Below are 24,146 nucleotides of genomic sequence, written 5' to 3' on the forward strand. Positions count from 1 at the left end.
GCTTCCTTTCATACTGCTTCTTATCCGGATTATCCTTTATTATGTACCTGTGTAATCTTTTGAATCGATCCAAGTATAGGTAATTCTAGGAGTCTCTCAATATCATCCTCGTCCTTGATCGTATTATCCATATACTCCAGTAGGAATGCCAAGCCTATTCCAGCCATCAATCCAACTACGACTGCAATTGCAATATTCAATAGTGGATTAGGTTTTACAGGTGTAGGATTCTCCTTGATTTCTGCCTTAGCAAGAACACTAACATTATCGACGTTCATGATTTCCTTGATTTCCTTTTGGAAAATTACGGAAACAGCATTTGCTATTTCAACTGCCTGAGACGGTTTACTATCTTGAACCGTTAAAGAGAAGACTTGCGAATTTTCTTGACTGTTAATTGTGATTTTTTCGCTAAGTTGTTCAACGCTTTCTTCTAATTCAAGCTCATCAATGACCTTCTCCAAAATGGCAGGGCTTTTTATGATCACACTGTATGTGTTGATCATGTCGATATTAGACTGTATTTGATTATAATCCAATTGGTTCTCCGATTTTTTCTGATTAACAAGAATCTGTGTTGACGATTCGTAAACGGGTGTTAATAAGAAATAAGAAATTGATCCACTAATCAAAGCGGCAATTAATGTCAGCAGCATGATTAGCTTCCAACGTTTCTTTAATGTTTTAAAAATATCTTTAATACTAATAGTTTCTTCCATTTCATCCTCCTGATATGTTAAAAATGACCTATTGCATTATACCATAATATTACCTATTATTATGTATTTTCAAGGAAATTTACATGAAACTTACAATGAAAGAATTCTTTTCAAATGCCTAAGTAATTTTACAAAAAAGACAATGGTAATACAAAGGAAATAATTTCTAATTTTTTAATTATTGCATTAATCACATATATATAACCCATTTCCCAGAATATTTGTGACTTAAATTTCAATAAATCTAAGTATACACTAAATCCCAATCTTTCTTATATGCTTTATCATAATCACAATATTTTCTTTAAAATAACCTATCTAAATGCCTACCAAAACAGAAAAATCCGTTTATACATATAATAATGTCAAGTATTTTAGTGCCTAGTTATCATTAAAAATGAAAGGAAAATGTGTAAACTGAAAGTAATAGTTTAAATTAGTATATTATTTTCATATTAATGGTTAGGTGTGGTCTATATGATAGGTTACCGAGTTAAGTCGCTTAGGGAAGAAAGGAAAATGTCAATAAGTGAACTCTCCGCAAAATCCGGCGTTGCCAAATCCTATATAAGCTCACTGGAAAGAAACCTTCAAACAAACCCTACTATTTTAGTTTTGGAAAAAATCGCTAGAATCCTTTCTATTAAAGTGGATGCTCTGTTGTTGAATGAACAAGCAGACAAGGTCATGGATGAAGAGTGGCTTGAAATTATGCAGGATGTTATGGGATCTGGAATATCGAAAGAGGAAATGCGCGAATTTATTCAAGATAGAAAGTGATGTCTTTAAAGATTGAGAAACTTTGATAACGCTTTCTTTTAGAAGAAGCCAAAAAAAGGGGAAAAGTGGTTAGCCATTTTTCCCCTTTTACTACTTCTTCATCAACATAATATATTCCTGCAAAACTACGAACCATATGTAATGCCCTTGGTCATTGAGATGGATGTTATCATTAGTCAGGGATATCAGCCAATCTCATATTCTTTTTACTTAGTTTCTTTTCTATCTCTTCTTTGCTATTCAAATAAGACCATTTATTCGTTTTGATTACCTGCTCGGAAGCTTTAATATATTCTAAATAATTCAACCCTAAACTATTCTCCGTTTTCCCATTTGCTACTGGGTTAGGTGAAAGTATTAGAGTCTTTGCATTTGGCAGCTCTTTCTGTAACTTTGTCATGATGCTTTCCAAATCTTTTTCCGTCTGTTCCAAACTTAATGATTGATAATGATTATTTATCAGCGAATTTTCAAAAATAATCAGATCGGGATCATCTTGTATGACAGCTTCAATTTTCTTTCCTTTTATCAAATCCTCTGTTGAATACCCCTCATGTCCATGATTAATGAAACTTAGTGTTTCTAAATCATTACGATTTGCTCGCAGACTCTTCTCTAAGCGTCCAGCCCAACTATTGGAAGTCTTACTTGCCCCTGTTCCTGAGGTACCGTTACTTCCCAACAGGGAAACAATAACCCTTTCTTGCGTAAGCGACTTATAATGCAGGTAATCTATTAACGGCTGCTGCTTATTATTTTCTGGTTTTAAACTTTGTATCAAAGCTTCCCTTTCTTCTTTTTCCTTTTCTTTTACTTTTGCTGCAGCTTCCCTAGCCTCTACCCCTGCTGTCTGGCTTATGTTTTTTCAATGCAGTTGGCCAAAAGCCAGTACTGCTAAGCAAATTCCACAATAATGATTAAACCATATTTCCTCATCTTTACCTCCCATATTTAAACATTAATGACTGACATGGAAGTCTTATAAAATAGAGCAAACTCTTATTTGAGTTATTTGAGTACGTTGCCTAGACTCTATTTCACTTTTTTTGGTTATTTTTCTCTCATTAATTATAACTATCAAATTTTTCGCAATAAAGAATATTCTTCCAATTTATTCCGACATAACTCGACATTGTAATGATACCCTCTTCGCCTTTTAAGGGGTATTTTATTATCAGAGGAGCAATTACATACATTGGATAGCTCTACCTGTTTGGATACTGGATTAAGTGGTATGAGCAGATGTTGAGATGGCACAAGTTGGTCGTACTTCGAAAAAAGCTATTAAATCCAGCTTCATATCAGAATCAGGTAAGCTATATTTATGATTATATTGTTTTCATGAGAAATCCTTAAGATTACAACTTGTCTTCTTACTCTTAAGGATTAAATTGTAAAGTAATTGCTTCAAATGTCTCATATACCAAGAAAGCGCTTTCATTTATAATTATCACAAGAAAACCAAGCCGAGAGGTGTGTTCAAAATGGTAGGTAAAAATGAAGGGAATTTCTTAAAAGGACTTTTGTTTGGTACATCCTTGAGCATACCGTTATGGATTTCTTTTATTGGGTGGATAAAATTGATTATTAATAGTTTATTTTAGAGCCTTAGGGCTCTTTTTATTTTGCTTTGGTCGAGACTAACTCTGCGAGCATGAAAAACTATCCTAATAATAGACATGAATCCTCATTAAATTTTTAACCCCATGTAAACTATGTTATGGTTTTATTTGATTTAAGTAATGTTATTGTATTTCCAGTTTCCTTCTCTCTTTTTCGTTGTATGATAGAAAAAAAAGGAGTTTTGGGAATGATTATTCTGCAGTATATTGGAAAAGTTTTTTCATTCATGCATAAGGATATACCGGAAACTCATGTTAAATGCCATGTTTGTGCAGGTACAGGTGCCTACGATATTTATACGGATTGTCTTACCTGTAATGCAAAAGGGTTAATAAGTAAAGTTGAGTATAATAGGAGGCTTGAAGAGGGTGAGATTTAATGAATTTCATGAGTCGATATATGTAATCAAAGAAGCAGTATTGGCTATTGCTTCTTTTTTTTGTTCAAAAACGGTATCGTTTGCCCCTCCCCTTTAAAGGGTATTTTAATGATCAGGGGGGATACATATGACAGCAATTACTCATGTTGGATTGGCTGTACCTGATTTGGATGCGGCGATTAAGTGGTATGAGCAGGTGTTGGGATTCAAATTATTGGCGGGTCCCTATTCGTTTGATGCGAGTGAAGAGAATGAACATAATATGACGAATGATCTTCTTGGTGATGAAGTTAAAAAGATGCGTAATGCTCATTTGATATCGGACAATGGAGTGGGGATTGAGCTTTTTGAGTTTGAGGAGCCGAGAATGCCTAAAGGTGGGAGTCGCGGTTATGAAGGCTTTTTTCATATTTGCATAGTATCGGATGATATCGAAAAGCTGGCTGATGATATTGCTGCTTCTGGCGGAAGAAGGCGAAGCGATATATGGAATACCTGGGAGAACAAGCCCTATTATTTAATCTATTGTGAGGATCCTTTCGGCAATATCATTGAGCTTTACAGCCGAAGCACGGAATTGATGTATGGAAATAAAGATTGATATAAGATCAGCCCCCAATTTATTATTGGGGGCTGTTCTTGTTTACTTTTTAACCGTTACTTTTCTTGATTCGCTTACGTTTTTCGCTTTGTCTTTGGCATAGGTATAAAGGTTCTGCCCGGCTTTTTGCTTAGGAATTCTAACCGAGAATGTGCCTTTAGTCGTTGCAGTGGCAGAGCCGATCACTTTTTTTGATGCTTTGATGGACACTGTGGAGTTGGCCTCTGCTTTGCCGGTTACTATTGTCGTTTTTGTCGTTACAATGTTGACCGTCGGTTTACTTGGTGCTGTTTTGTCTGCAACGGTCACGGTTTTGATCGAGCTTATATTGCCTGCTTTATCGGTTGCTGTAACGGATAGGACTTTTCCGGCTTTTTGTTTTTTTGCCATCGTTACGGTGAAATTCCCTGCGCTGTTCGAATTTGCTTTGCCTAGAACCGTACTGCCAGTTTTGACGGTGACGGAAGAGCTCGCTTCCGCTTTGCCGGTCACTTTGACGGTATTGTCACCTACCGTATTTACCGATGGTCTTGCTGGAGCCGTTTTATCTGCCACTTTAAATGAAACTGGTATACTTTTATTTCCCGATTTATCGATGACCCTAGTAGAGATGGTCGTTCCGGCTGTTTGTTTTGCGATAGTCGCTGTAAACGTTTTTTCGCCGTTGATCTTCACTGTGGCGAGTTGTTTATTACCGGTATAAATGGAGACGGTCCCCGTTTTGAAATCGGTCGGGATTTTCCCATTTATCTTGGTGTCCTTATCGGATATTGGTGTCACGGCCGGTTTGGTCAGCGTCTTCATTTCCAGTGCTTTTTTGGCATTTACCCGCCCGTTTCCATAGTAGATGTCTTTCCCTTTTGCACCTAGGTCCACGGCTGAATCATAGAGGCGGTATTCGACCTCCTTTGTGTTGAGTTTGGGCTCATGGGACCAAATCAGTGCCGCTACACCCGCCACCATCGGCGTGGCCATCGATGTTCCGCTCATCCAGCCATATTTACCATAAGGCAGGGTCGAAAGGATATCATCTCCTGGGGCCGCGATATCGACTGTTGAATGGTAGTTGGAATAACTGGGACGCTTGTCACTTGAGTTAGTGGCAGCAACGGAAATGACATGGCTGAATGCGGCTGGGTACACACGCTGTACATTTTTCCCCATATCCCCTTCATTCCCGGCAGCCGCAACAATCAGGACGCCTTTTTTATAGGCTTCCTGGACAGCCTTGTTCAAGGCCTCCGAATAACTGGTGTCTCCCAAACTCATATTGATGATGTTTGCCTTTTGCTGAACGGCATAATGTATCGCTTCAATGATATCGGCCGTATCGGCATACTCCCCATCAAAGACATTGATCGGCATTAGATTAACGTTCGGGGCAACACCCGTTCCGCCTATGCCATTGTTCGCAGAACCGGCAATGATGCCTGCGATATGAGTTCCATGCGCCCCTTTTGGAACGATATGCTTCCGATTGCGTATCGTATCATAGGCATTGACGATCCTCCCTTTTAAATCTTCGTGGTTGCGATCGATTCCGTCGTCAATGATGGCCACGATCAATTCCTTCGAGCCCATTGATTTTGTCCACGCAGCACTCGTACCAAGCCTTTTATGATGCCACTGGTCTATGTAGGCTGGATCGTTCGGACTATCCATCTTCTTGAAAAGATAGTTTGGTTCTGCATATTCCACATTCTTCTGTTCTTCAAGTTCCTCGATCAGGTTGTCGGTTGTTTCCCCTTTAGGAACCTCCACCTTTTCTATCAACTCGTTGATCGGCTCATCGTTTTCCTCTTTATACTTGACGATGACGCCATCAGATTGCGGCGTTTCTTCTGCAGAAGCAAAATCTGGCTGGTAGATTGGCAGAATCATAAACAGTAATAATACCGGCAATATGTCCTGAATAAATTTGTGCATACAATCACTCCAAAAAATATGATTAAGAATAGCTTTTGATGCGGTTTGATCATGAACCAATTCTACTATTATTCCTAACTAGATTGTATACCGTCTGATTTGGATTTACTAACCTTTTATCTAGTTAGATTAACTTATTTGCACAACAAAAAAACCGCTATAAAGCGGCTTCAGTTTGTCGACAAAATGGGGTCTACCTAAATCTTAAAACAAAGCGGTTGACTGTAGGTAATAATTTTACTGTAAAATTTGCACTTTGATTTCCACTCCAGGCACTCGCTTTCCGCGGGCGGTCCGGGAGCCTACTCGGCGCTTTCTGCGCCTGTGGTGTCTCCCCTGGACTCGCTTTTCCCGCAGAAGTCTCGTGCCTTCCGTTCCAATCAACTTCGTTTGAAAAATTCAAACAGAAGCCCTTTTGTCTAATAAAGGAAGTTCCGATTGGTCTAATCCTAAACTATGATTTTAAAACAAGACTAAATTATTCTTCATGTTTTTTTACTGTAATCCTTAATAGATGGAAGAAATTTGCGACACTCCTGCCGAATTACTGGCTAGCCGAGACACCGCAGCCGCTAGGCGAGGAGGCTTGGCAGGCAGTCGGCGGAAAGGGAGCGGATTTCTGAAATCAACTGGTACTTTTTTCAATAAAAAACTGCAGGTAAACTCGCTTTTCCTCGAGTTCGTCTGCAGTTTGTAACCGCTATAAAGCGGTTTAATGTCCGCCTAAATAGGCATTCTTGATTTCTTCGCTTGCGGTCAGTTCCTCTGATTTGCCTGATAGGACAATTCGGCCGGTTTCGACAACATAGGCTCTGTCCGCGATGGATAGTGCTAAGTTGGCATTTTGTTCGACCAGCAGAATCGTTGTACCCGTTTTGTTGATTTCTTCGATGATATTAAAGATTTGCTTCACCAATAATGGCGCGAGTCCCATGGATGGCTCGTCCAATAACAGAAGCCGGGGCTTGGCCATGAGTGCCCTGCCCATTGCGAGCATTTGCTGTTCCCCGCCGGAAAGTGTTCCGGATTGCTGTTTCAGGCGCTCTAGCAAACGCGGGAATAATTCATAGACTTTCTCCATATCCTGCTTGATGCCTGCCTTATCCTTACGTAAATAAGCACCAAGCTGAAGGTTTTCTTCGACGGTCATGTTAGCAAATACCCGCCGGCCTTCAGGGACATGGGAAATGCCCATTTTCACGATGGATTGCGCTGCTTTTCCACCGATGGATTGCCCTTCGTATACGATCTTCCCTTGTTTTGGTTTTAATAGGCCGGAAATGCTTTTCAGCAGCGTGCTTTTCCCGGCTCCGTTCGCCCCGATCAGGGTTACGATTTCGCCTTCGTTAATAGAAAGCGAGATTCCTTTCAAGGCTTGAATGTTTCCGTAATAGACGTTGATGTCCTCGATTTTTAACATTATGAAACCTCCTCGCCCAGATAGGCCTCGATGACTTTTGGATTGTTACGGATTTCCTCTGGCTTTCCTTGAGCGATCAGTTGTCCGTGATCGAGTACATATATGCGTTCGCAAACACCCATGACGAGCGGCATATCATGTTCTATCAATAATACGGTCAAATCAAATTTCTCACGGATGAGGGCAATCAGGTTCATGAGCTCATGCGTTTCCTGAGGGTTCATCCCCGCAGCTGGTTCATCCAACAAAAGCAGTTTCGGGTTGGCTGCAAGTGCACGGGCGATTTCCAAACGTCTTTGTTTACCATATGGCAGGTTCTTCGCCTTTTCATCCTTATATTGATCGAGGTTGAAAATCTTCAGGAACTCAATCGCCTTTTCATCCATTTCCTTTTCACCTTTAAAATGGATCGGCATGCGGAAGATCGAACTTATGATATTATGTTTCGAAAGCGAATGATAGGCAACTTTTACATTATCGATCACGGATAGTTCACTGAATAAACGAATGTTCTGGAATGTCCGGCTGATACCTTTTTGCGTGATTTTATATGGAGGCAGTTTTCTTAAGTTCTCACCTTCCAAAGAAATCATGCCCTCCGTCGGGACGTAAACTCCTGTCAGCAAGTTAAAGAAAGTCGTTTTTCCAGCGCCGTTCGGCCCGATCAAGCCAATCAGTTCTCCTGGATATAACTCGACGTTAACATCAGAAACGGCTTTAAGACCCCCGAACTGGATGCCGACTGAATCGACTTTAAGCAGCGGTGTTTTTATTTTTTTCATGGCTGCTTCCTCCTTTACGTTTGAACATGGATGTTATTTCTTTTGTCCCCATTAAGCCTTGTGGACGATAGAGCATCATCACGATTAGCACAAGGCTGTAGATGATCATTCGTGTTTCCGGATAATCCTGCAGGAAAGTCGTGACAACCGTCAATAATATCGCGGCCAATACGGCACCGGAAAGACTTCCAAGACCGCCAAGCACGACTAGGATCAAAATATCAAATGATTTCAGGAATCCGAAGTTCGATGGCTGGATGATATAGAAGTTATGAGCGTAAAGTCCTCCGGCAATACCGGCAAAAAAAGCACCGATCGCAAACGCGACAACTTTGTAATACGTCGTGTTGATTCCCATCGAATCGGCAGCCGTTTCGTCCTCGCGGATCGATATGCAGGCCCTGCCGTGGGTCGAGCTAGTAAAGTTTCGGATGACGATGATTGTTACGATAACGGAAGCGAATACCCACGGCCAAGTGGTCAAATGGGAAACCTGCATGCCGCTAGCCCCGCCGACATAATCGATATTCAACAGCATGATCCGGACGATTTCACCAAAACCAAGGGTTGCAATCGCCAGGTAGTCACCTTTTAAGCGTAAGCTTGGAATACCGATGATCAAGCCTGCCAGAGCTGACGCCAAACCGCCGACTATCAATGCCGCATAAAATGGCATTTCCAGCTTCATCGTCATAACGGCTGAAGCATAGGCACCGACTGCCAGGAATCCGGCATGTCCGATGGAGAACTGCCCGGTTATCCCGATGATCAAGTGCAGGCTCGCTGCCAGAATGATATTGATCCCGATGAACATGAGCGTATTTTGATAAAAAGGATTTAGCGATCCGCCGCCGATTAACACCTGAACTGCGGCGAAAAAGATCAATGATAGTGAAATCGAGAGCCAAAAACCTTTTGCTCGCTTAATTGTAGTCATTGCTTTGTCTCCCCTATACTTTTTCTTTTTTGTTTTTACCGAATAAGCCTTGTGGCATGAAAATCAAGATAAGAATCAGTACGACGAAGGCTACAGCATCACGCCATAATGAGTAACCGGCGGCACTGACCAAAGCTTCGATGACACCTAGCAATAGGCCACCGACCATCGCGCCAGGAATAATCCCGATACCTCCAAGAACGGCGGCAACGAATGCCTTCAATCCCGGAAGCACACCCATTAGCGGCTCGATCTTGATATAGTAAATACCGAAAATGACGCCCGCTGCCCCAGCCAATGCGGAACCGATTGCAAAGGTGGCAGAAATCGTGTTATCGACATTTATCCCCATCAGTTTGGCTGCATCCGCGTCAAAGGAAACGGCTCGCATCGCTTTTCCTATTTTTGATTTATGAACGATGATTTGAAGGATGATCATTAGAACTACAGCCACTCCAAAAATCAATACCGATTGGCTATTGATGGAAACTCCAAAAATATTGAACTTGTCTGCCGGCAATACATCATTCGGATAAGCTTCCGGCTGTGCACCGCGGACGTAGATGAATCCGTATTCGATCAAAAGGGAAACACCGATGGCAGTGATAAGTGCCGCAATACGTGTTGCGTTACGCAATGGCTTGTACGCGATACGCTCGATCAATACACCAAACAGCGCACAAACCGTCATCGAGATTAATAGGGCGGGCACGAATGACAGATCCAGGACCGTTATCGAGTAAAACCCAACGAATGAGCCGACCATGAATACATCGCCATGTGCGAAGTTTATCAATTTAACAATCCCGTAAACCATCGTATATCCGAGAGCGATAAGGGCATAAATACTTCCTAGTGAAACCCCGTTTATTAACTGTTGTATCAATTCCATGTTCGACTCTCCTTGAAAATCTAATTTTATGATTGGTTGGTCCAGACTCTTTTCATTCCGCTAAGGGGAAGATCAGCGACCTGGCATGCTTGAAAAATGAGAATTCGCCAGCACCTTCTTATTTACGAAGGGCCGGCGAAAGGATTGGAGTTGTTCTCCGAAATTAAGGATTGATTTTCGTGTTGAATACTTGTTTTCCCTCTTTAAACTCAAGGATGGTAGCAGATTTGATTGGATTATGTTTTTCATCCAATGTGAATGTACCCGTTACAAGCTCAAGGTCAGCCGTTTTTTCCAGCGCTTCTTTGATTTTTTCCGAATCCGCTGATCCAGCACGTTTAATCGCGTCTGCAAGGAAGTATCCTGTGTCATATCCTAGAGCGTTAAATGCATCCGGGGATTTATCTTTGTACTTCGCTTTAAATGCAGACACAAAATTCTGAATTTTCTCATCAGGGTCGCCTGAAGAATAATGGTTCGTGATGAACGTATTATTTAGAGCTTTTGCACCGGCAATTTCAACTAGCTTAGGAGAATCCCAGCCGTCGCCGCCCATGAATGGAACGTCAAGTCCAGTTTCACGTGCCTGCTTCACGATAAGACCAGCTTCCTCATAGTAACCAGGAAGGAAAATGAAATCAGGTTTTGCCGATTTCAAACGAGTCAATGTAGAACGGAAATCAGTATCCTTCGCGATGTAAGCTTCCTCAGCAACGATTTTTCCGCCATTTTTTTCGAATTGTTCTTTAAAGGCTGCCGCTAATCCTTTTGAATAATCACTTGCGCTGTCAATATAGATGGCTGCACTTTTCGCTTTGATTTCTTTAGAGGCAAAGTTCGCAGCTACCGTCCCTTGGAACGGATCGATGAAGCTTGTCCTGAAAACGTAATCGTTCAATTTATCCTTGCTGAAAGTGATTTCAGGGCTTGTACCGGAAGGTGAGATGACCGGCACTTTATTATCTTGGGCAATCTGTACTTGTGCAATCGAGTTCGTGCTTGTCGCCGCACCTACGATTGCTGCAACCTGATCTTGTGATGTCAGCTTGATCGCTCCGCTAGTCGCTTCTGACGCTTCTGATTTATTATCGACTTTAATAAGTTTGATTTTTTTACCGTCAATGCCTTCTTTATTTATTTCTGCAGTCGCAAGCTCCAGACCTTCTGCAATCGATTGGCCATATGAAGCAACACCGCCTGATAATTCAAGGTTGACACCGATTTTTATCGTATCTCCATCTCCGCCTGATTTTTCTGATGAACCAGAGCTGGAACAACCGGCTAGCACTCCTGCAGCAAGTGTTAGAGAAAGGAATGCACCTGCTAGTTTTTTCTTTTTCATAAATAATCCCCCCGTTTTGTAATCATCGCTCTGATGCATGAATATTTATTCAAGATGCCTCAGAAAAAGTTGATTAGATGAAATCTTTGAAATTAAATTAATATTTCGAAAAATAGTTTACCGCATAATTTTCATTCCGTCTATATAATAATTGTGAGAAGATTGCGCCAAATAGGATATTTTTCACAGGAAGTGCTATATCATTTTTATCTTTATATATTTTAAATATTGTGAAAATAGGCGGTATAATCAGAAAAAACTGATAATTTAATTATATTAATATTGCAAATCCCTTATTTACTGCTCAAAAAAATTTATTCATATCCTTATTTTTTTCATCCTTTTAATTACATTTTTACCAAAATAGAAGTATATTGATAGGGAATTAAACCCATTTTCTTTGTTCTTTTTTAGTCTTAATTCCTATATCAAAATTGAATAATACTATACTGGATGTATAAAATCATGCATGAAGCTCCTCTGCTTTTTTATCTTTCTGTATATTTTGCATAACCCGATCATCAAACAAAAAACCGCCAAACGGCGGTTCATGACTCTAGACAAACTCGATAATATTTGATTTTTGTATAATTCGACCTTTGATATCCACTGCAGGCACTCGCTTTCCGCTGGCGGTCCGGGAGCCTCCTCGGCGCCCTTGCCTGTGGTGTCTCCATCGGTTGCACTTTTCCCGCAGGAGTTGATTTATGAAACGGAGGTTCAATGTCCTCCTAAATAGGCCATTTTTATTTCTTCACTTGAAGTGAGTTCCTCGGCATTGCCCGACAGGACGATTCGGCCCGTTTCAACTACATAAGCCCGATCTGCAATCGATAATGCAAGGTTGGCGTTTTGCTCGACCAAAAGGATCGTTGTTCCGGTCTCACTGATTTCCTGGATGATGTTGAATATTTGCTTCACCAGAAGCGGTGCAAGGCCCATCGAAGGTTCATCGAGCAGTAATAACCGTGGTTTGGCCATTAAGGCCCGGCCCATTGCAAGCATTTGCTGTTCACCGCCTGAAAGCGTGCCAGCCTGCTGTTTGATTCTCTCCAGCAGCCTCGGAAATAGCTCGTATACCTTTTCCATATCCTTATGGATGCCATCTTTGTCTTTCCGCAAATAAGCCCCTAGCTCCAGGTTTTCGGCTACTGTCATGTTGGCAAAGACACGTCGTCCTTCAGGTACATGGGATATGCCCATTTTCACGATGGACTGTGCAGCTTTTCCTCCAATCGGCTCGCCTTCGAACAGAACTTTTCCTTGCTTCGGTTTTAACAGACCGGAAATCGTTTTGAGCAGCGTGCTTTTTCCCGCTCCGTTCGCCCCGATCAAGGTCACGATCTCGCCCTCGTTAATCTCCATGGAAACCCCTTTTAACGCTTGGATATTGCCATAAAAAACATTGATGTCCTCTATTTTCAGCATCAGGAAACCTCCTCCCCTAGATATGCCTCGATAACCTTTGGATCGTTGCGGATTTGTTCCGGCTTTCCGTGAGCGATAAGCTGTCCATGATCAAGAACGTAAATCCGTTCGCATACCCCCATGACAAGTGACATATCATGCTCGATGAGCAAAACGGTAAGGTTGAATTCCTTCCGGATAAAAGCAATGAGATTCATTAATTCTTTCGTTTCGTGCGGGTTCATCCCTGCTGCGGGTTCGTCCAGTAAAAGAAGTTTCGGATTGGCGGCAAGGGCACGGGCGATTTCCAGCCGCCTTTGCTGTCCGTATGGAAGATTCTTCGCTTTTTCATCCTTAAAATGGTCAAGATTGAAAATTCTCAGGAATTCCAGCGCCTTTTCATCCATTTCCTTTTCCCCGGAAAAATGTCCCGTCAGCCGGAATATGGAGCTTGGAATTCCATGCTTGGCAAGCGAGTGGTAAGCAACCTTCACGTTATCGATCACGGATAACTCACTGAAAAGGCGAATGTTCTGAAAGGTCCTCGAGATCCCTTTTCGGGTAATTTTATAAGGCGGCTGCTTATTTAGATTTTCCCCGTTCAAGGCAATCGTTCCTTCTGTTGGTACATACACACCCGTCAATAAATTGAAGAAGGTCGTTTTCCCAGCTCCATTCGGCCCGATCAGGCCTACAAGTTCCCCTGGAAATAATTCCACATTCACATCGGACACAGCTTTCAAACCGCCAAAACGGATACCCACCGAATCTACTTTAAGCAACGGTATTGTGGCTTCCATCCTTTGGGCCCCCTTTCGTTTTTTTATTTGTGAACAATGCCGTGATTTCTCTTGTTCCCATTAAACCCTGCGGGCGGAAAATCATCATCAGGATCAGGACAAGGCTGTAGATGATCATTCTCGTTTCCGGATAATCCTGAAGGAATGTCGTCACGATCGTCAGTAAAATTGCGGCCAAAACCGAACCTGAAAGACTTCCAAGACCGCCAAGTACGACGAAAATCAGAATATCGAAGGATTTTAGGAAACCGAAATTCGATGGCTGGATAATATAGAAATTATGGGCATAAAGCGATCCGGCGATTCCGGCAAAAAAAGCTCCGATGACGAAAGCCGCCACTTTATAATAGGTCGTATTGATTCCCATCGCATCAGCGGCCGTTTCATCTTCCCTTACGGATATGCATGCCCTTCCGTGAGTCGAATTGGTGAAATTCCGGATGACTAAGACGGTGATCATCACACAGGCAAAAACCCATGGCCAAGTAGTCAGGTGGGATACCTGCATCCCGCTTGCCCCGCCTACATAATCAATATTCAAAAGGACGATCCGGACGATTTCCCCAAATCCAAGCGTAGCTATCGCCAGGTAATCCCCCTTCAGGCGCAAGCTCGGTACCCCGATCACCATGCCCGCAACAGCTGCTATTACGCCCCCAGCCAATACAGCTATGATGAATGGAAGTTCCAGCTTCATTGTCATGACTGCCGAAGCATAGGCCCCTACCGCTAAAAAACCTGCATGCCCGATCGAGAACTGTCCGGTTATTCCAATGATTAAATGCAGGCTCGTCGCCAGCATGATATTGATGCCGATGAACATGAGCGTGTTGATATAAAATGGGTTGAGCATACCGCTTGAAATGGTGTACTGCATGATTCCGAAAAAAATAAGTGCGAGCACGATCGAGAGCCAAAAACCCTTTGAATTCTTTAAAGTAGTCATCGCCATGTCTCCCCTATACTTTTTCTCTTTTATTTTTACCGAACAGACCCTGCGGCAAGAAAATCAAAATCAAGATAAGTACGACGAAAGCCACACCATCGCGCCATAATGAATAACCGGCAGCACTGACCAAAGCCTCGATCACTCCAAGCAGCAGACCGCCGACCATCGCGCCAGGAATGATGCCGATGCCGCCCAAGACTGCTGCAACAAATGCTTTAAGGCCAGGAAGGACACCCATCAACGGCTCGATTTTAATATAGTAGATTCCAAAAATGACACCAGCCGCCCCTGCAAGGGCCGAACCTATGGCGAATGTAGCTGAAATCGTATTATTCACATTGATTCCCATCAGCTTAGCCGCTTCGGAATCGAATGAAACGGCACGCATCGCTTTGCCGATTTTGGTTTTATGGACAACGAATTGTAGGATGATCATTAATATGATGGAAACAGATAAGATCAATATCGATTGACTGCTGATGGAAACTCCCAATATATCGAGTTTATCCATCGGAAGGACGTTATTTGGATAGGCTTCCGGCTGGGCGCCCCGGATGTAAATCAGCCCGTTTTCTATCAGAAGGGAAACACCGATGGCCGTTATCAAGGCCGCGATCCGTGTTGCATTACGAAGGGGTTTATAAGCAATGCGTTCAATTAAAACGCCAAAGATGGCACATGAGACCATCGAAATCAATAAAGCTGGGATGAAGGATAAGTCCATTACGGTAATGGCGTAAAACCCTACAAATGAACCGACCATGAATACGTCTCCATGGGCGAAGTTTATGAGCTTGACGATTCCATATACCATCGTATAACCTAGAGCGATCAAAGCATAAATGCTTCCGAGTGAAATGCCATTTACCAATTGCTGAATCAGTTCCATATTGCACTCTCCCCGTTAAGGTGTTTTTTAAGTGAATATAGAATAGGGGGGACTTGCCCCCTATCCACGTACGGTATTATGGATTGATTTTTGTTTTGAATGTTTGTTTGCCATCCACATATTCCAAGATGGTCGCCGATTTGATCGGATCATGGTTTTCATCGAGGTTCAGCGTTCCGGAAACTAATTGAAGATCTTTGACATCTTCCAACGCTTGTCTGATTTTTTCGGGAGAAGCATCACCAGATCTCTTGATGGCATCAGCCAGGTAGTAGCCAGTGTCATAGCCAAGTGCGGCAAAGGCATCCGGTGTTTTATTGTATTCCTTTTTGAAGGCTGCAACGAAATCCTGGATCTTTGCATCTTCATCTTCCGGAGAATAGTGATTCGTGATATAGGTATTTTTCAAAGCCTCAGCTCCGGCAATTTCAACGACCTTCGGGGAATCCCAGCCGTCCCCGCCCATGAATGGAAGGTCTATGCCGTCTTCACGAGCCTGTTTTAAGATCAATCCGACTTCCTCATAATAACCAGGAAGGAAAACGAACTCCGGTTTTGCGGATTTAATACGTGTCAATGTAGAGCGGAAATCAGTATCTTTAGTTACATAAGCTTCTTCCGCCACGATTTTACCGCCCTTGGCAGTAAACGCTTCTTTAAAAGCTGCGGCCAATCCTTTGGAATAATCACTTGCGCTATCCACATAGATCGCAGCCGTCTTTGCCCCTATTTCGTCAGTTGCGAAATTGGCTGCCACCGTCCCTTGGAATGGATCGATAAAGCACGTCCTGAACACATAATCATTTAATTTTCCAGCTTTGTTGGTGATGTCGGGATTTGTTGCAGTTGGTGTAAGTAGAGGAACTTGATTATCTTGTGCGACTTGTACCTGTGCCAATGTATTAGTGCTTGTCGCAGATCCGACTACAGCCACAACCTTGTCCTGGCTGACCAGCTTGATCGAACCGCTTGTAGCTTCTGCAGCATCTGATTTATTATCAACCTTAACGATTTCCAGTTTTTTACCGTCGATGCCCTCTTTATTAATCTCATCGATGGCCAGTTGCAAACCATCGGCAGCCGATTGGCCGAATGATGCCGTGCCTCCGGACAATTCAAGGTTGGCCCCAATTTTGATCGTGTCACCCGAGTTTGATGAACCCCCGCCTGAACTGCTAGTTTTCGAGTCGCCGCCACTACAACCTGCCAGCGCCCCTGCAACCAATGAAAGTGATAGAAACACTCCTGCTAGCTTTTTCTTCTTCATTTGAAACCCCCTTGTTTTGTATGTTCTTTTAAACAAATAGAATATCTGAATAAAAATAATATTCTGAAAACAAGTTTATCTCATTCTTTCGACCCCGTCTATATGATATGGATAAAAAAGTTATTAAAAGGGAATATCTACTATTCGACACAAAAAAACTGACCCTTTATAGAGTCAGTTAACTTTCTTATCAATCGTTTACCCGGCGAACTTCAATGTCTTTTAAAATATCATTGATCACCCAGCTAGCTGCAATCAAGCCCGCTACGGATGGTACGAAAGCATTTGAAGATGGCGGCATTTGCGCTTTACGGATTTTTGCCTCATCATTGCCGACTTCTTTTCGGACATCCTCACGAATGACAATAGGGCTCTCGTCGGAAAAGACAACCGGGATTCCCTTTGTTATGCCCTCTTTACGCAATCTAGTGCGAATGACCTTGGCAAGCGGATCTGTATGCGTTTTGGAGATATCAGCAATTTGAAAACGAGTCGGGTCCATCTTATTAGCGGCACCCATGCTTGAAATCACCTTGATATTCCGTTTCAGGCATTCCTTCATCACATGAATCTTATAAATGACCGTATCCGATGCATCAATGACATAGTCCAGGCCATAACTGAAGAATTCCTCAAACGTTTCTTCTGTATAGAACATTTTAAGAGCGATCACTTCGCAGTCGGGATTGATGTCTTGAATGCGGTTTTTCATCAATTCCGCTTTCGGTTGACCGACTGTTGATAATAGAGCATGGATCTGCCTGTTTACATTTGTGATGTCGACATCGTCTTTATCCACAAGAATAATACGGCCTACCCCCGTACGTGCCAAAGCTTCGGCTGAAAAGGAACCAACGCCTCCTACACCCAGGACAGCAACGGTCGTGTTTTTCAGAATATCGATTCCTTCCTTGCCAATTGCCAATTCATTTCGTGAAAACTGATGCAGCATATATATTCAACTCCAATAAATTCTGTTCTTATTTAGCTTCCCAATAAACAATATATCATAAACATCATTTATGACAAGCGAAATATGAGCAGTCTAATCGGAATTAGTGCACTAGGTCATTTTTGATAATTTTTGAAGGACGGTAGCCAAAAGGAGCGTCCTTTCCGTCAGGCTCGGAATTTCCAAATACTCCTCTTCACTATGTGCATTTCCTCCAATGGGCCCAAGTCCATCCACTGTAGCGATTCCCAATTCAGAAGTGATGGAAGCATCCGAGCCTCCACCCGTGGCCGTTTCCGTGATTTCGATGCCGATTTCCTTCCCAGCCTGACGGATCGTCTCTAAAAGCAAGTTCGATTTCTCATTTTTTTCCATGGGGGACCGGTCCATTTTTCCGCTTAATGTCGTTTTCGTTCCGGGAATATAGGTTTCTGCACAGATTTTTTTCAGCTGCTTGAGAACGGTGCCTTCCTGCTTTTTTTCCGAAATCCGCACATCGACGAAGGCAGCCGCATGGGAAGCGATCATATTGACAGCGGAGCCTCCTTCAATTTTGCCGACATTAACGCTGATTCCTTTCTTTTGATCATTCAATAGGTGTAGGGCGATGATTTTATGGGCCAATTCTTCAATTGCACTACGTCCCTTTTCCGGTTCGATCCCCGAATGGGCAGCAACTCCCATAATATCGACTTTAAACTGACCGCAGCCCCTTCTTGCCGTGACAAGCGAACCGTCCGTCCTTGCCGGTTCAAGAATTAACGCAAACTTCTTACCTGCCGCCTTTTCCGAGATGAGTGAAGCGGACGACGGAGACCCGATCTCCTCATCACTATTAAGAATGATTTGGATATGCTTATAGCCTGTCTGCCCCGTCTGTTTCAAGCAATGGATCGCATAAAATAACTCAACCAAGCTAGACTTCATATCCGCCACACCAGGACCGTATGCCCGATTTCCTTTCACCTTAAAAGGACGTTTTTGCGCTGTCCCCTCCGGAAACACCGTATCCATATGGGCAACGATCAAAATATGCGGTTGATTCGCCTCACGATGCTGGATGACCAGCTGATTGCCATAATTCTGTTGCTCAACGGTATTTACAATAAAATCCAGACTTTCAAATTTCGTTTTTAAAATCGAACCAATTTCATCAATACCCTTTTTCGTATGAGAACCACTATCTATATTCACTAGCCGCTCCACTAATTGAAGCATTTCCTTCCTCTTTGCATATAATAAATCTTTCAAAGCCCTCACTACTTTCTATCCTTGGCTGAATATTGCTCAACCTTACTATAATTTACGAATCTATATTGCCGAATGTTACTTAAATGGGAAGATTTGAAGTATATTCGAGGGTTTTTGGGTTTTATTCGTTAGATTGGGGTGTTTACTCGTGAATTTGGCTCGTTTACTCGTGAGTTTGCGCCATTTACTTGTGAATTTGGCTCGTTTACTCGTGAGTTTGCGCCATTTACTCGTGAATTTGGCTCGTTTACTCGTGAGTTTGCGCCATTTACTCGTGAATTAATCCATCAAGTCTATAAGCTCTATTTTTAAATTGCCCCGAATAAGGCAATTCCAGTGCAGACAGCATCCGTTGCATGATATCAATTGAATCTATTTGTAAAAAGAGACGAGCTTGTTTATTCGTAATATTGGGTTTTATGAGGAGAGCAAAATCACGAAGAGTTTTAATGTGGGCATCTTTGGAGGCGTAAGAACAGTGACTGCAAGACCATTTGCCCCAGTGATATTGCATATGGAGAGCAGAGCATTCAGGACATTGAACGCTTTTTAGCAGATCTTGCTCATCGATCTGATACAAATCGAGTATATCAGGATTATGCGGAGTGTTTTTTTGCAGAATCGTGTTCGAAAGTCTATTGCTCTGTCTTTGGGTTAATGGCTTAGAAGAATACTTTTCATCGAGAGTATGAATTTTGGAGATCAGGGTTTCTTTTCCCGTGATTTTTTTGAAAATGGGGGTAAAACCTGGGGTAGTCCTGATGATGGTATTCGAGTTTGCATTGGCAATGAGCGTTTCAATCGGCAGCGAGGGGAATTTGTGAAAAGTAAGCCAATCATTAAATCGGGATTTTTGCACTTCAACCTGGATCAGCGGATCTAGATAAGCTTGTTCCTGTCCATCTTTTGTCCGAATCAATTGGGGATAGGTGCGGTCAAAATAGAGCGTTCCAGCAAAGTTTTTCACTTCAATGATGATGCCGTAATTCCAGGTGATTATTAGGAAATCCATTTGAAAATAACGGCTCCCGTCGTAGCCTAACCTCAAATCATGAAATACTCGATATTCTTTCGGAAGATTCTTCAGTTCTTTTCCGATACTCCACTCCCCGTTAAATCCTGTACGGATTTTCCGGAGTTCGTTCCTTATTCTTTCCTGTTTTGGATGATTTGCTGATAGCCTCCTGCTTAATGCCTCCAGTTTGAGCATTTTCATAGGCCTTTCACACGGTTTTAGCATCCATATATCAACTCCTTCTCCTTTAGCTTCTTTGTTAATGCCCATTATTCCTGCCAAAATACTGAAATCAGGCGTTTTACCGTGAGTTTGCTCGGTTTAATTCTTGAGATTTATAGCTCAGTCGGACGTTATCGCCTTTTACTCGTGAGTTTACGCCATTTACTCGTGAGTTCGCACTATTTACTCGTGAATTTACGCCATTTACTTGTGAGTTCCCTCCATTTACTCGTGAGTTCCCTCCATTTACTCGTAAATATACGTTTTACTCGTGAATTCACGCCTTTTACTCGTGAGTTTACGTCATTTACTCGTGAGTTCGCACTATTTACTCGTGAATTTACGCCATTTACTTGTGAGTTCCCTCCATTTACTCGTGAGTTTCCTCCATTTACTCGTAAATATACACATTCTCCTGTAAATTGACTATTTTTACGCACAAAAAAACCCATGTTATGTAACATGAGTTGCTTTGTAAGGTGTAAGAGTCCCAATTGTGCCGTTTACGCCTTTGTTTTGAACCCGCTCTCCGCAGGTGGGTGCTCGGTTCCTCGCGTTTGTAAGTCCTCTTCGAGGGAGGCTTTTACGCGGCCAGGAAACTAGTGCTCCCGGTAACTATAAGTGTTCGGTCAAAACTTATAGGTTAAAGAACGAACACATCAGGACTCTTACTTATTGGAAATATCATATCATAATGCTTAGCTCAGTTTCAAGAAAAAACACCTAGGTATTTTTTCATATTTTTCCCAAATGAATTATTTTTTAAGTGCAGCAAGTCTTAGGTTAAGTTCAGCCAATTGCTTGTCACTTACAGTACTCGGTGCGTCAACGAGCAGGTCGCTTGCGCTTGCTGTTTTCGGGAACGCGATGGTGTCGCGAAGGTTCGTGCGGCCTGCGAGCAGCATGACCATGCGGTCCAATCCAAGGGCGATTCCGCCGTGTGGAGGCGTTCCGTATTCGAATGCATCCATTAGGAAGCCGAATTGTGCGTTTGCTTCTTCTTCGGAGAATCCAAGTACTTTGAACATTTTTTCCTGAACGTGACGTTCGAATATCCGCAGTGATCCACCGCCAAGTTCGTAGCCGTTCAGTACAAGGTCATATGCTTGGGCACGGACGCTTGCTGGGTCTGATTCCAATTTGTCCATGTCTTCACGGAATGGCATTGTGAATGGATGGTGTGCTGCATAGTAGCGTCCTTCTTCTTCGTCATATTCAAATAATGGCCAGTCGGTCACCCATAGGAAGTTGAATTTGCTTTGATCGATCAAGCCTCTTTCTTTACCAAGCTTGATGCGTAGTGCTCCAAGTGAATCAGCGACTATGCCTTTCTTATCCGCCACGAATAGGATTAAATCGCCCACCTCGGCTTCCAATACAGATACTAATTGCTCTTGATCTTCAGCGAAGAATTTGGCGATCGGCCCTTTTACGCCGTCTTCTTCAACTTTCAGCCATGCAAGGCCTTTTGCACCGTAAATCGCTGCAAATTCAGCCAATCCATCAATGTCTTTACGGGAATAATCCGCATTTCCGTCTTTAACGACGATCGCCTTTACTTGTCCGCCGCTTGCAACAGCGCCGGTGAACACTTTGAAATCACTGTCTTTGACGATTTCGGAAACATCTTTAAGTTCCATTCCGAAGCGTGTATCCGGTTTGTCGGATCCGTAACGGCTCATCGCTTCATTGTAGGTCATTCTAGGGAATGGCAGTGTTACGTCCAATCCTTTTACGTCTTTCATCACTTTAGCCATCATGTTTTCTGCGGTCTTGATGATATCTTCTTGGCTCATGAAGCTTGTTTCGATATCGATTTGCGTGAATTCAGGCTGTCTGTCAGCACGTAAATCTTCATCACGGAAACAGCGGGCAATTTGATAATAACGTTCGAAACCTGATACCATCAATAGCTGCTTGAAGATTTGCGGTGACTGCGGAAGTGCATAGAACTCCCCTTCGTGCACACGGCTAGGCACTAAATAGTCACGTGCTCCTTCAGGTGTACTTTTTGTTAAGATAGGTGTTTCGATATCAAGGAAGCCTTCACCATCCAAGTAATCACGGATCGCTTTTGTTGTTTGGTTACGCATTTTCAGCGTTTCGAACATCGCTGGACGGCGCAGGTCCAAATAACGATATTTCAAGCGGATGTCTTCTGATACATCCGTTCTTTCATCAATGATGAATGGAGGGGTCTTTGCTTCGTTTAAAATTGTAACGTTTTCGGCTTGAACTTCGACTGTCCCTGTTGTTACGTTCGGATTGAAGTTGGCTTCATCACGTTTGATGACTGTCCCTTGGATATCAAGGACGTATTCATTACGGATTTTTTCGGCTGTAGCCAGCGCGTCTGCCGAAATGTCCGGATTGAAAACGACTTGGACGACTCCGCTTCTGTCACGTAGGTCGATAAAGATGACACCGCCCAAATCCCGGCGTTTTTGTACCCATCCTTTTAATGTTACTTTTTCACCAATTGCTGCTTCTGTCACTTCACCATTGAAGTATGTTCTGCCAAACATGGTATTTCCCCCTTAAGCCTGTAGCTTTTTAAATTGTTCAACGAATGTAGCAAGATCCATCTGGACTTGTTCACCGGTTTCCATGAACTTCACATTGATTTTATTATTTGCCAATTCATCATCCCCGAGTGTCGCCACATATCTTGCTTCAAGGCGGTCGGCTGATTTGAATTGTGCTTTCACTTTACGGTCTTGATAGTCTTTTTCGACGGTAAAACCGGCATTCCGCAATTGATGGGCAAGTTTGACGGTATAATCCTTGGCTGTTTCACCTAATGAAACAAGATAGCAGTCAATTCCCTTTTTGATCGGAAGCTCGATGTTTTCTGCTTGGAGGGCTGCAATCAGGCGTTCAATGCTAAGTGCAAAGCCGATTCCTGGTGTTTCCGGTCCGCCAAGTTCTTCAGACAGCCCGTTATAACGGCCGCCTCCGCAAAGTGTAGTGATGGCGCCAAAGCCTTCTGCATCACTCATGATTTCAAAGGCGGTATGATTATAGTAATCCAAGCCGCGCACTAGAGTCGGATCTTCTACGAAATCGATTTCCAAATCGGTTAAATGCTGTTTCACCTTTTCGAAATAAATACGGGATTCATCATTTAAATATTCAATGATGGATGGAGCCGTGTTCATCAATTCGTGACCGTGATCCTTTTTGCAATCCAGGATACGCAAAGGATTCTTTTCCAGACGGTTTTGACAATCGCCGCAAAACTCTCCGATGCGGGGTTCGAAATGTTTGATTAACGCATTGCGATGCGCTGTCCGGCTTTCCTTATCACCAAGGCTGTTGATCACAAGTTTCAGCTTTTTCAAACCAAGTTCCTTGTACAGGTTCATCGCAAGTGACAGAACCTCTGCATCGATTCCTGGATCCTTACTTCCTAAAGCTTCGATGCCGAATTGAACGAACTGGCGGAATCGGCCTGCTTGCGGACGTTCGTAGCGGAACATCGGCCCGATATAATAAAGCTTGACCGGTTGATTGGCCCACCCGAACATTTTGTTCTCGATATATGACCGTACAACAGATGCGGTGCCTTCCGGACGAAGGGTTAAGTTCCTTTCACCGCGATCTTGAAATGAATACATCTCTTTTTGAACGATATCGGTTGTATCCCCTACACCACGTAAAAATAATTCCGTGTGCTCAAAAATTGGAGTGCGGATTTCTTTATATTGATAACGGTGACAAATCTCACGCGCCATGTTTTCGATATACTGCCAAATTTCCGTTTGGCCAGGCAATAAATCCTGGGTACCTCTAGGAATCTGAATAGACATGTGTGTTTCCTCCTTTAAAGCAAGGCGCCCTTTCTGATACGACGCGCTATACTGATTTTTTCCAAACAAAAAACTCCCGCCCCTTGTAACTTATATGTTACAAGGGACGAGAGTTTGGATATCCCGTGGTGCCACCCTAGTTGAAGCACAAAAAAAGTGCCCCCGCTCAAAAACAGTTAACGCC

Annotated in this window: 21 protein-coding genes, 1 other RNA gene and 1 other annotated feature (1 of these 23 running past the window's edge); of the genes, 3 read left to right on the forward strand and 19 right to left on the reverse strand. The window is 42.8% G+C overall.

From position 1 onward, the window contains the following. Positions 1-29: 29 nt before the first annotated feature. The gene (locus ACIROD_RS05725; protein ID WP_402938654.1) at positions 30-719 is read right to left on the reverse strand and encodes a YveK family protein; all 690 of its coding nucleotides are present in this window, start codon (positions 717-719) and stop codon (positions 30-32) included. Between the two features lie 477 nt (positions 720-1,196). Between ACIROD_RS05725 and ACIROD_RS05730 the strand changes: the two genes are divergently transcribed. After that, positions 1,197-1,499 (forward strand): helix-turn-helix domain-containing protein, encoded by a 303-nt coding sequence (locus ACIROD_RS05730; RefSeq protein WP_402938657.1) that lies wholly within the window; start codon positions 1,197-1,199, stop codon positions 1,497-1,499. A 172-nt stretch (positions 1,500-1,671) separates the two neighbouring features. On the opposite strand, the gene ACIROD_RS05735 is transcribed toward ACIROD_RS05730, so the two are convergent. Next, positions 1,672-2,280: an SGNH/GDSL hydrolase family protein gene (locus ACIROD_RS05735; protein WP_402938660.1), complete on the reverse strand. Its 609-nt coding sequence runs from the start codon at positions 2,278-2,280 to the stop codon at positions 1,672-1,674. Positions 2,281-3,309: 1,029 nt separating this feature from the next. Here ACIROD_RS05735 and ACIROD_RS05740 point away from each other — a divergent pair. Together ACIROD_RS05740 and ACIROD_RS05745 are read left to right on the forward strand one after the other, a co-directional pair. Beyond that, positions 3,310-3,501 carry a hypothetical protein gene (locus ACIROD_RS05740; protein ID WP_048681418.1) on the forward strand — a complete coding sequence of 64 codons (192 nt, stop codon included), beginning with the start codon at positions 3,310-3,312 and terminating at the stop codon, positions 3,499-3,501. Positions 3,502-3,628: 127 nt separating this feature from the next. Beyond that, on the forward strand, positions 3,629-4,102 hold the full coding sequence (locus ACIROD_RS05745; RefSeq protein ID WP_402938663.1) for a VOC family protein: 474 nt from the start codon (positions 3,629-3,631) through the stop codon (positions 4,100-4,102). Between the two features lie 42 nt (positions 4,103-4,144). Here ACIROD_RS05745 and ACIROD_RS05750 read toward each other — a convergent pair whose 3' ends face one another. From ACIROD_RS05750 to hisS, 17 genes are all read right to left on the reverse strand, one after another. Then, positions 4,145-6,028, reverse strand: coding sequence for a S8 family serine peptidase (locus ACIROD_RS05750; RefSeq protein ID WP_402938666.1), 1,884 nt, complete (start codon positions 6,026-6,028; stop codon positions 4,145-4,147). A 712-nt stretch (positions 6,029-6,740) separates the two neighbouring features. Beyond that, entirely contained in the window at positions 6,741-7,448 is a 708-nt protein-coding gene (locus ACIROD_RS05755; RefSeq protein WP_101222746.1) for an ABC transporter ATP-binding protein, read from the reverse strand. Then, positions 7,448-8,230 carry an ABC transporter ATP-binding protein gene (locus tag ACIROD_RS05760; RefSeq protein ID WP_402938670.1) on the reverse strand — a complete coding sequence of 261 codons (783 nt, stop codon included), beginning with the start codon at positions 8,228-8,230 and terminating at the stop codon, positions 7,448-7,450. The genes ACIROD_RS05755 and ACIROD_RS05760 overlap by 1 nt, the downstream gene beginning before the upstream one ends. Beyond that, positions 8,202-9,167 carry a branched-chain amino acid ABC transporter permease gene (locus ACIROD_RS05765; RefSeq protein WP_101222748.1) on the reverse strand — a complete coding sequence of 322 codons (966 nt, stop codon included), beginning with the start codon at positions 9,165-9,167 and terminating at the stop codon, positions 8,202-8,204. The genes ACIROD_RS05760 and ACIROD_RS05765 overlap by 29 nt, the downstream gene beginning before the upstream one ends. A gap of 13 nt (positions 9,168-9,180) precedes the next feature. Next, positions 9,181-10,059, reverse strand: a complete 879-nt coding sequence (locus tag ACIROD_RS05770) for a branched-chain amino acid ABC transporter permease (RefSeq protein ID WP_101222749.1) — start codon at positions 10,057-10,059, stop codon at positions 9,181-9,183. A gap of 163 nt (positions 10,060-10,222) precedes the next feature. Next, positions 10,223-11,401 (reverse strand): ABC transporter substrate-binding protein, encoded by a 1,179-nt coding sequence (locus tag ACIROD_RS05775; protein WP_402938675.1) that lies wholly within the window; start codon positions 11,399-11,401, stop codon positions 10,223-10,225. A gap of 720 nt (positions 11,402-12,121) precedes the next feature. Continuing rightward, positions 12,122-12,829, reverse strand: coding sequence for an ABC transporter ATP-binding protein (locus ACIROD_RS05780; RefSeq protein ID WP_402938678.1), 708 nt, complete (start codon positions 12,827-12,829; stop codon positions 12,122-12,124). Further along, positions 12,829-13,608, reverse strand: coding sequence for an ABC transporter ATP-binding protein (locus ACIROD_RS05785; protein WP_230176815.1), 780 nt, complete (start codon positions 13,606-13,608; stop codon positions 12,829-12,831). Before ACIROD_RS05785 ends, ACIROD_RS05780 begins: the two co-directional genes overlap by 1 nt. After that, entirely contained in the window at positions 13,583-14,554 is a 972-nt protein-coding gene (locus tag ACIROD_RS05790; protein ID WP_260358219.1) for a branched-chain amino acid ABC transporter permease, read from the reverse strand. The genes ACIROD_RS05785 and ACIROD_RS05790 overlap by 26 nt, the downstream gene beginning before the upstream one ends. A 13-nt stretch (positions 14,555-14,567) precedes the next feature. Beyond that, positions 14,568-15,446, reverse strand: a complete 879-nt coding sequence (locus ACIROD_RS05795; RefSeq protein ID WP_101222754.1) for a branched-chain amino acid ABC transporter permease — start codon at positions 15,444-15,446, stop codon at positions 14,568-14,570. Positions 15,447-15,522: 76 nt separating this feature from the next. Further along, complete coding sequence (locus tag ACIROD_RS05800; protein WP_137020398.1) at positions 15,523-16,713, reverse strand: ABC transporter substrate-binding protein; 1,191 nt, start codon at positions 16,711-16,713, stop codon at positions 15,523-15,525. A gap of 190 nt (positions 16,714-16,903) precedes the next feature. Then, entirely contained in the window at positions 16,904-17,665 is a 762-nt protein-coding gene (locus tag ACIROD_RS05805) for a tRNA threonylcarbamoyladenosine dehydratase (protein WP_101222756.1), read from the reverse strand. A gap of 111 nt (positions 17,666-17,776) precedes the next feature. Further along, entirely contained in the window at positions 17,777-18,883 is a 1,107-nt protein-coding gene (locus tag ACIROD_RS05810; RefSeq protein ID WP_402938684.1) for a M20 family metallopeptidase, read from the reverse strand. A 301-nt stretch (positions 18,884-19,184) separates the two neighbouring features. Further along, a complete protein-coding gene (locus tag ACIROD_RS05815) occupies positions 19,185-20,156 on the reverse strand; it encodes an NERD domain-containing protein (RefSeq protein WP_402938687.1) in 972 nt (323 codons plus the stop codon). Positions 20,157-20,636: 480 nt separating this feature from the next. Then, a non-coding RNA gene (ssrS, locus tag ACIROD_RS05820) (6S RNA) lies at positions 20,637-20,822 on the reverse strand. Between the two features lie 86 nt (positions 20,823-20,908). Next, the gene (gene aspS / locus ACIROD_RS05825; protein WP_260358223.1) at positions 20,909-22,678 is read right to left on the reverse strand and encodes an aspartate--tRNA ligase; all 1,770 of its coding nucleotides are present in this window, start codon (positions 22,676-22,678) and stop codon (positions 20,909-20,911) included. 12 nt (positions 22,679-22,690) lie between these two features. After that, complete coding sequence (hisS, locus tag ACIROD_RS05830) at positions 22,691-23,962, reverse strand: histidine--tRNA ligase (RefSeq protein WP_402938691.1); 1,272 nt, start codon at positions 23,960-23,962, stop codon at positions 22,691-22,693. A 99-nt stretch (positions 23,963-24,061) separates the two neighbouring features. Beyond that, positions 24,062-24,146, reverse strand: a binding site (T-box leader) (it continues 152 nt past the right edge of the window).

Source organism: Peribacillus sp. NPDC101481, from assembly GCF_044767165.1.
Taxonomy (GTDB): domain Bacteria; phylum Bacillota; class Bacilli; order Bacillales; family DSM-1321; genus Peribacillus.

Coding starts and splice junctions, on each gene's coding strand:
- ACIROD_RS05815 (WP_402938687.1), bottom strand. CDS start 20,156: ATGCTAAAACCGTGTGAAAGGCCTATGAAAATGCTCAAACTGGAGGCA.
- ACIROD_RS05740 (WP_048681418.1), top strand. CDS start 3,310: ATGATTATTCTGCAGTATATTGGAAAAGTTTTTTCATTCATGCATAAG.
- ACIROD_RS05810 (WP_402938684.1), bottom strand. CDS start 18,883: ATGCTTCAATTAGTGGAGCGGCTAGTGAATATAGATAGTGGTTCTCAT.
- ACIROD_RS05800 (WP_137020398.1), bottom strand. CDS start 16,713: ATGAAGAAGAAAAAGCTAGCAGGAGTGTTTCTATCACTTTCATTGGTT.
- ACIROD_RS05785 (WP_230176815.1), bottom strand. CDS start 13,608: ATGGAAGCCACAATACCGTTGCTTAAAGTAGATTCGGTGGGTATCCGT.
- ACIROD_RS05760 (WP_402938670.1), bottom strand. CDS start 8,230: ATGAAAAAAATAAAAACACCGCTGCTTAAAGTCGATTCAGTCGGCATC.
- ACIROD_RS05780 (WP_402938678.1), bottom strand. CDS start 12,829: ATGCTGAAAATAGAGGACATCAATGTTTTTTATGGCAATATCCAAGCG.
- ACIROD_RS05770 (WP_101222749.1), bottom strand. CDS start 10,059: ATGGAATTGATACAACAGTTAATAAACGGGGTTTCACTAGGAAGTATT.
- ACIROD_RS05750 (WP_402938666.1), bottom strand. CDS start 6,028: ATGCACAAATTTATTCAGGACATATTGCCGGTATTATTACTGTTTATG.
- aspS (WP_260358223.1), bottom strand. CDS start 22,678: ATGTTTGGCAGAACATACTTCAATGGTGAAGTGACAGAAGCAGCAATT.
- ACIROD_RS05725 (WP_402938654.1), bottom strand. CDS start 719: ATGGAAGAAACTATTAGTATTAAAGATATTTTTAAAACATTAAAGAAA.
- ACIROD_RS05730 (WP_402938657.1), top strand. CDS start 1,197: ATGATAGGTTACCGAGTTAAGTCGCTTAGGGAAGAAAGGAAAATGTCA.
- ACIROD_RS05790 (WP_260358219.1), bottom strand. CDS start 14,554: ATGACTACTTTAAAGAATTCAAAGGGTTTTTGGCTCTCGATCGTGCTC.
- ACIROD_RS05795 (WP_101222754.1), bottom strand. CDS start 15,446: ATGGAACTGATTCAGCAATTGGTAAATGGCATTTCACTCGGAAGCATT.
- ACIROD_RS05775 (WP_402938675.1), bottom strand. CDS start 11,401: ATGAAAAAGAAAAAACTAGCAGGTGCATTCCTTTCTCTAACACTTGCT.
- ACIROD_RS05755 (WP_101222746.1), bottom strand. CDS start 7,448: ATGTTAAAAATCGAGGACATCAACGTCTATTACGGAAACATTCAAGCC.
- ACIROD_RS05805 (WP_101222756.1), bottom strand. CDS start 17,665: ATGCTGCATCAGTTTTCACGAAATGAATTGGCAATTGGCAAGGAAGGA.
- hisS (WP_402938691.1), bottom strand. CDS start 23,962: ATGTCTATTCAGATTCCTAGAGGTACCCAGGATTTATTGCCTGGCCAA.
- ACIROD_RS05765 (WP_101222748.1), bottom strand. CDS start 9,167: ATGACTACAATTAAGCGAGCAAAAGGTTTTTGGCTCTCGATTTCACTA.
- ACIROD_RS05745 (WP_402938663.1), top strand. CDS start 3,629: ATGACAGCAATTACTCATGTTGGATTGGCTGTACCTGATTTGGATGCG.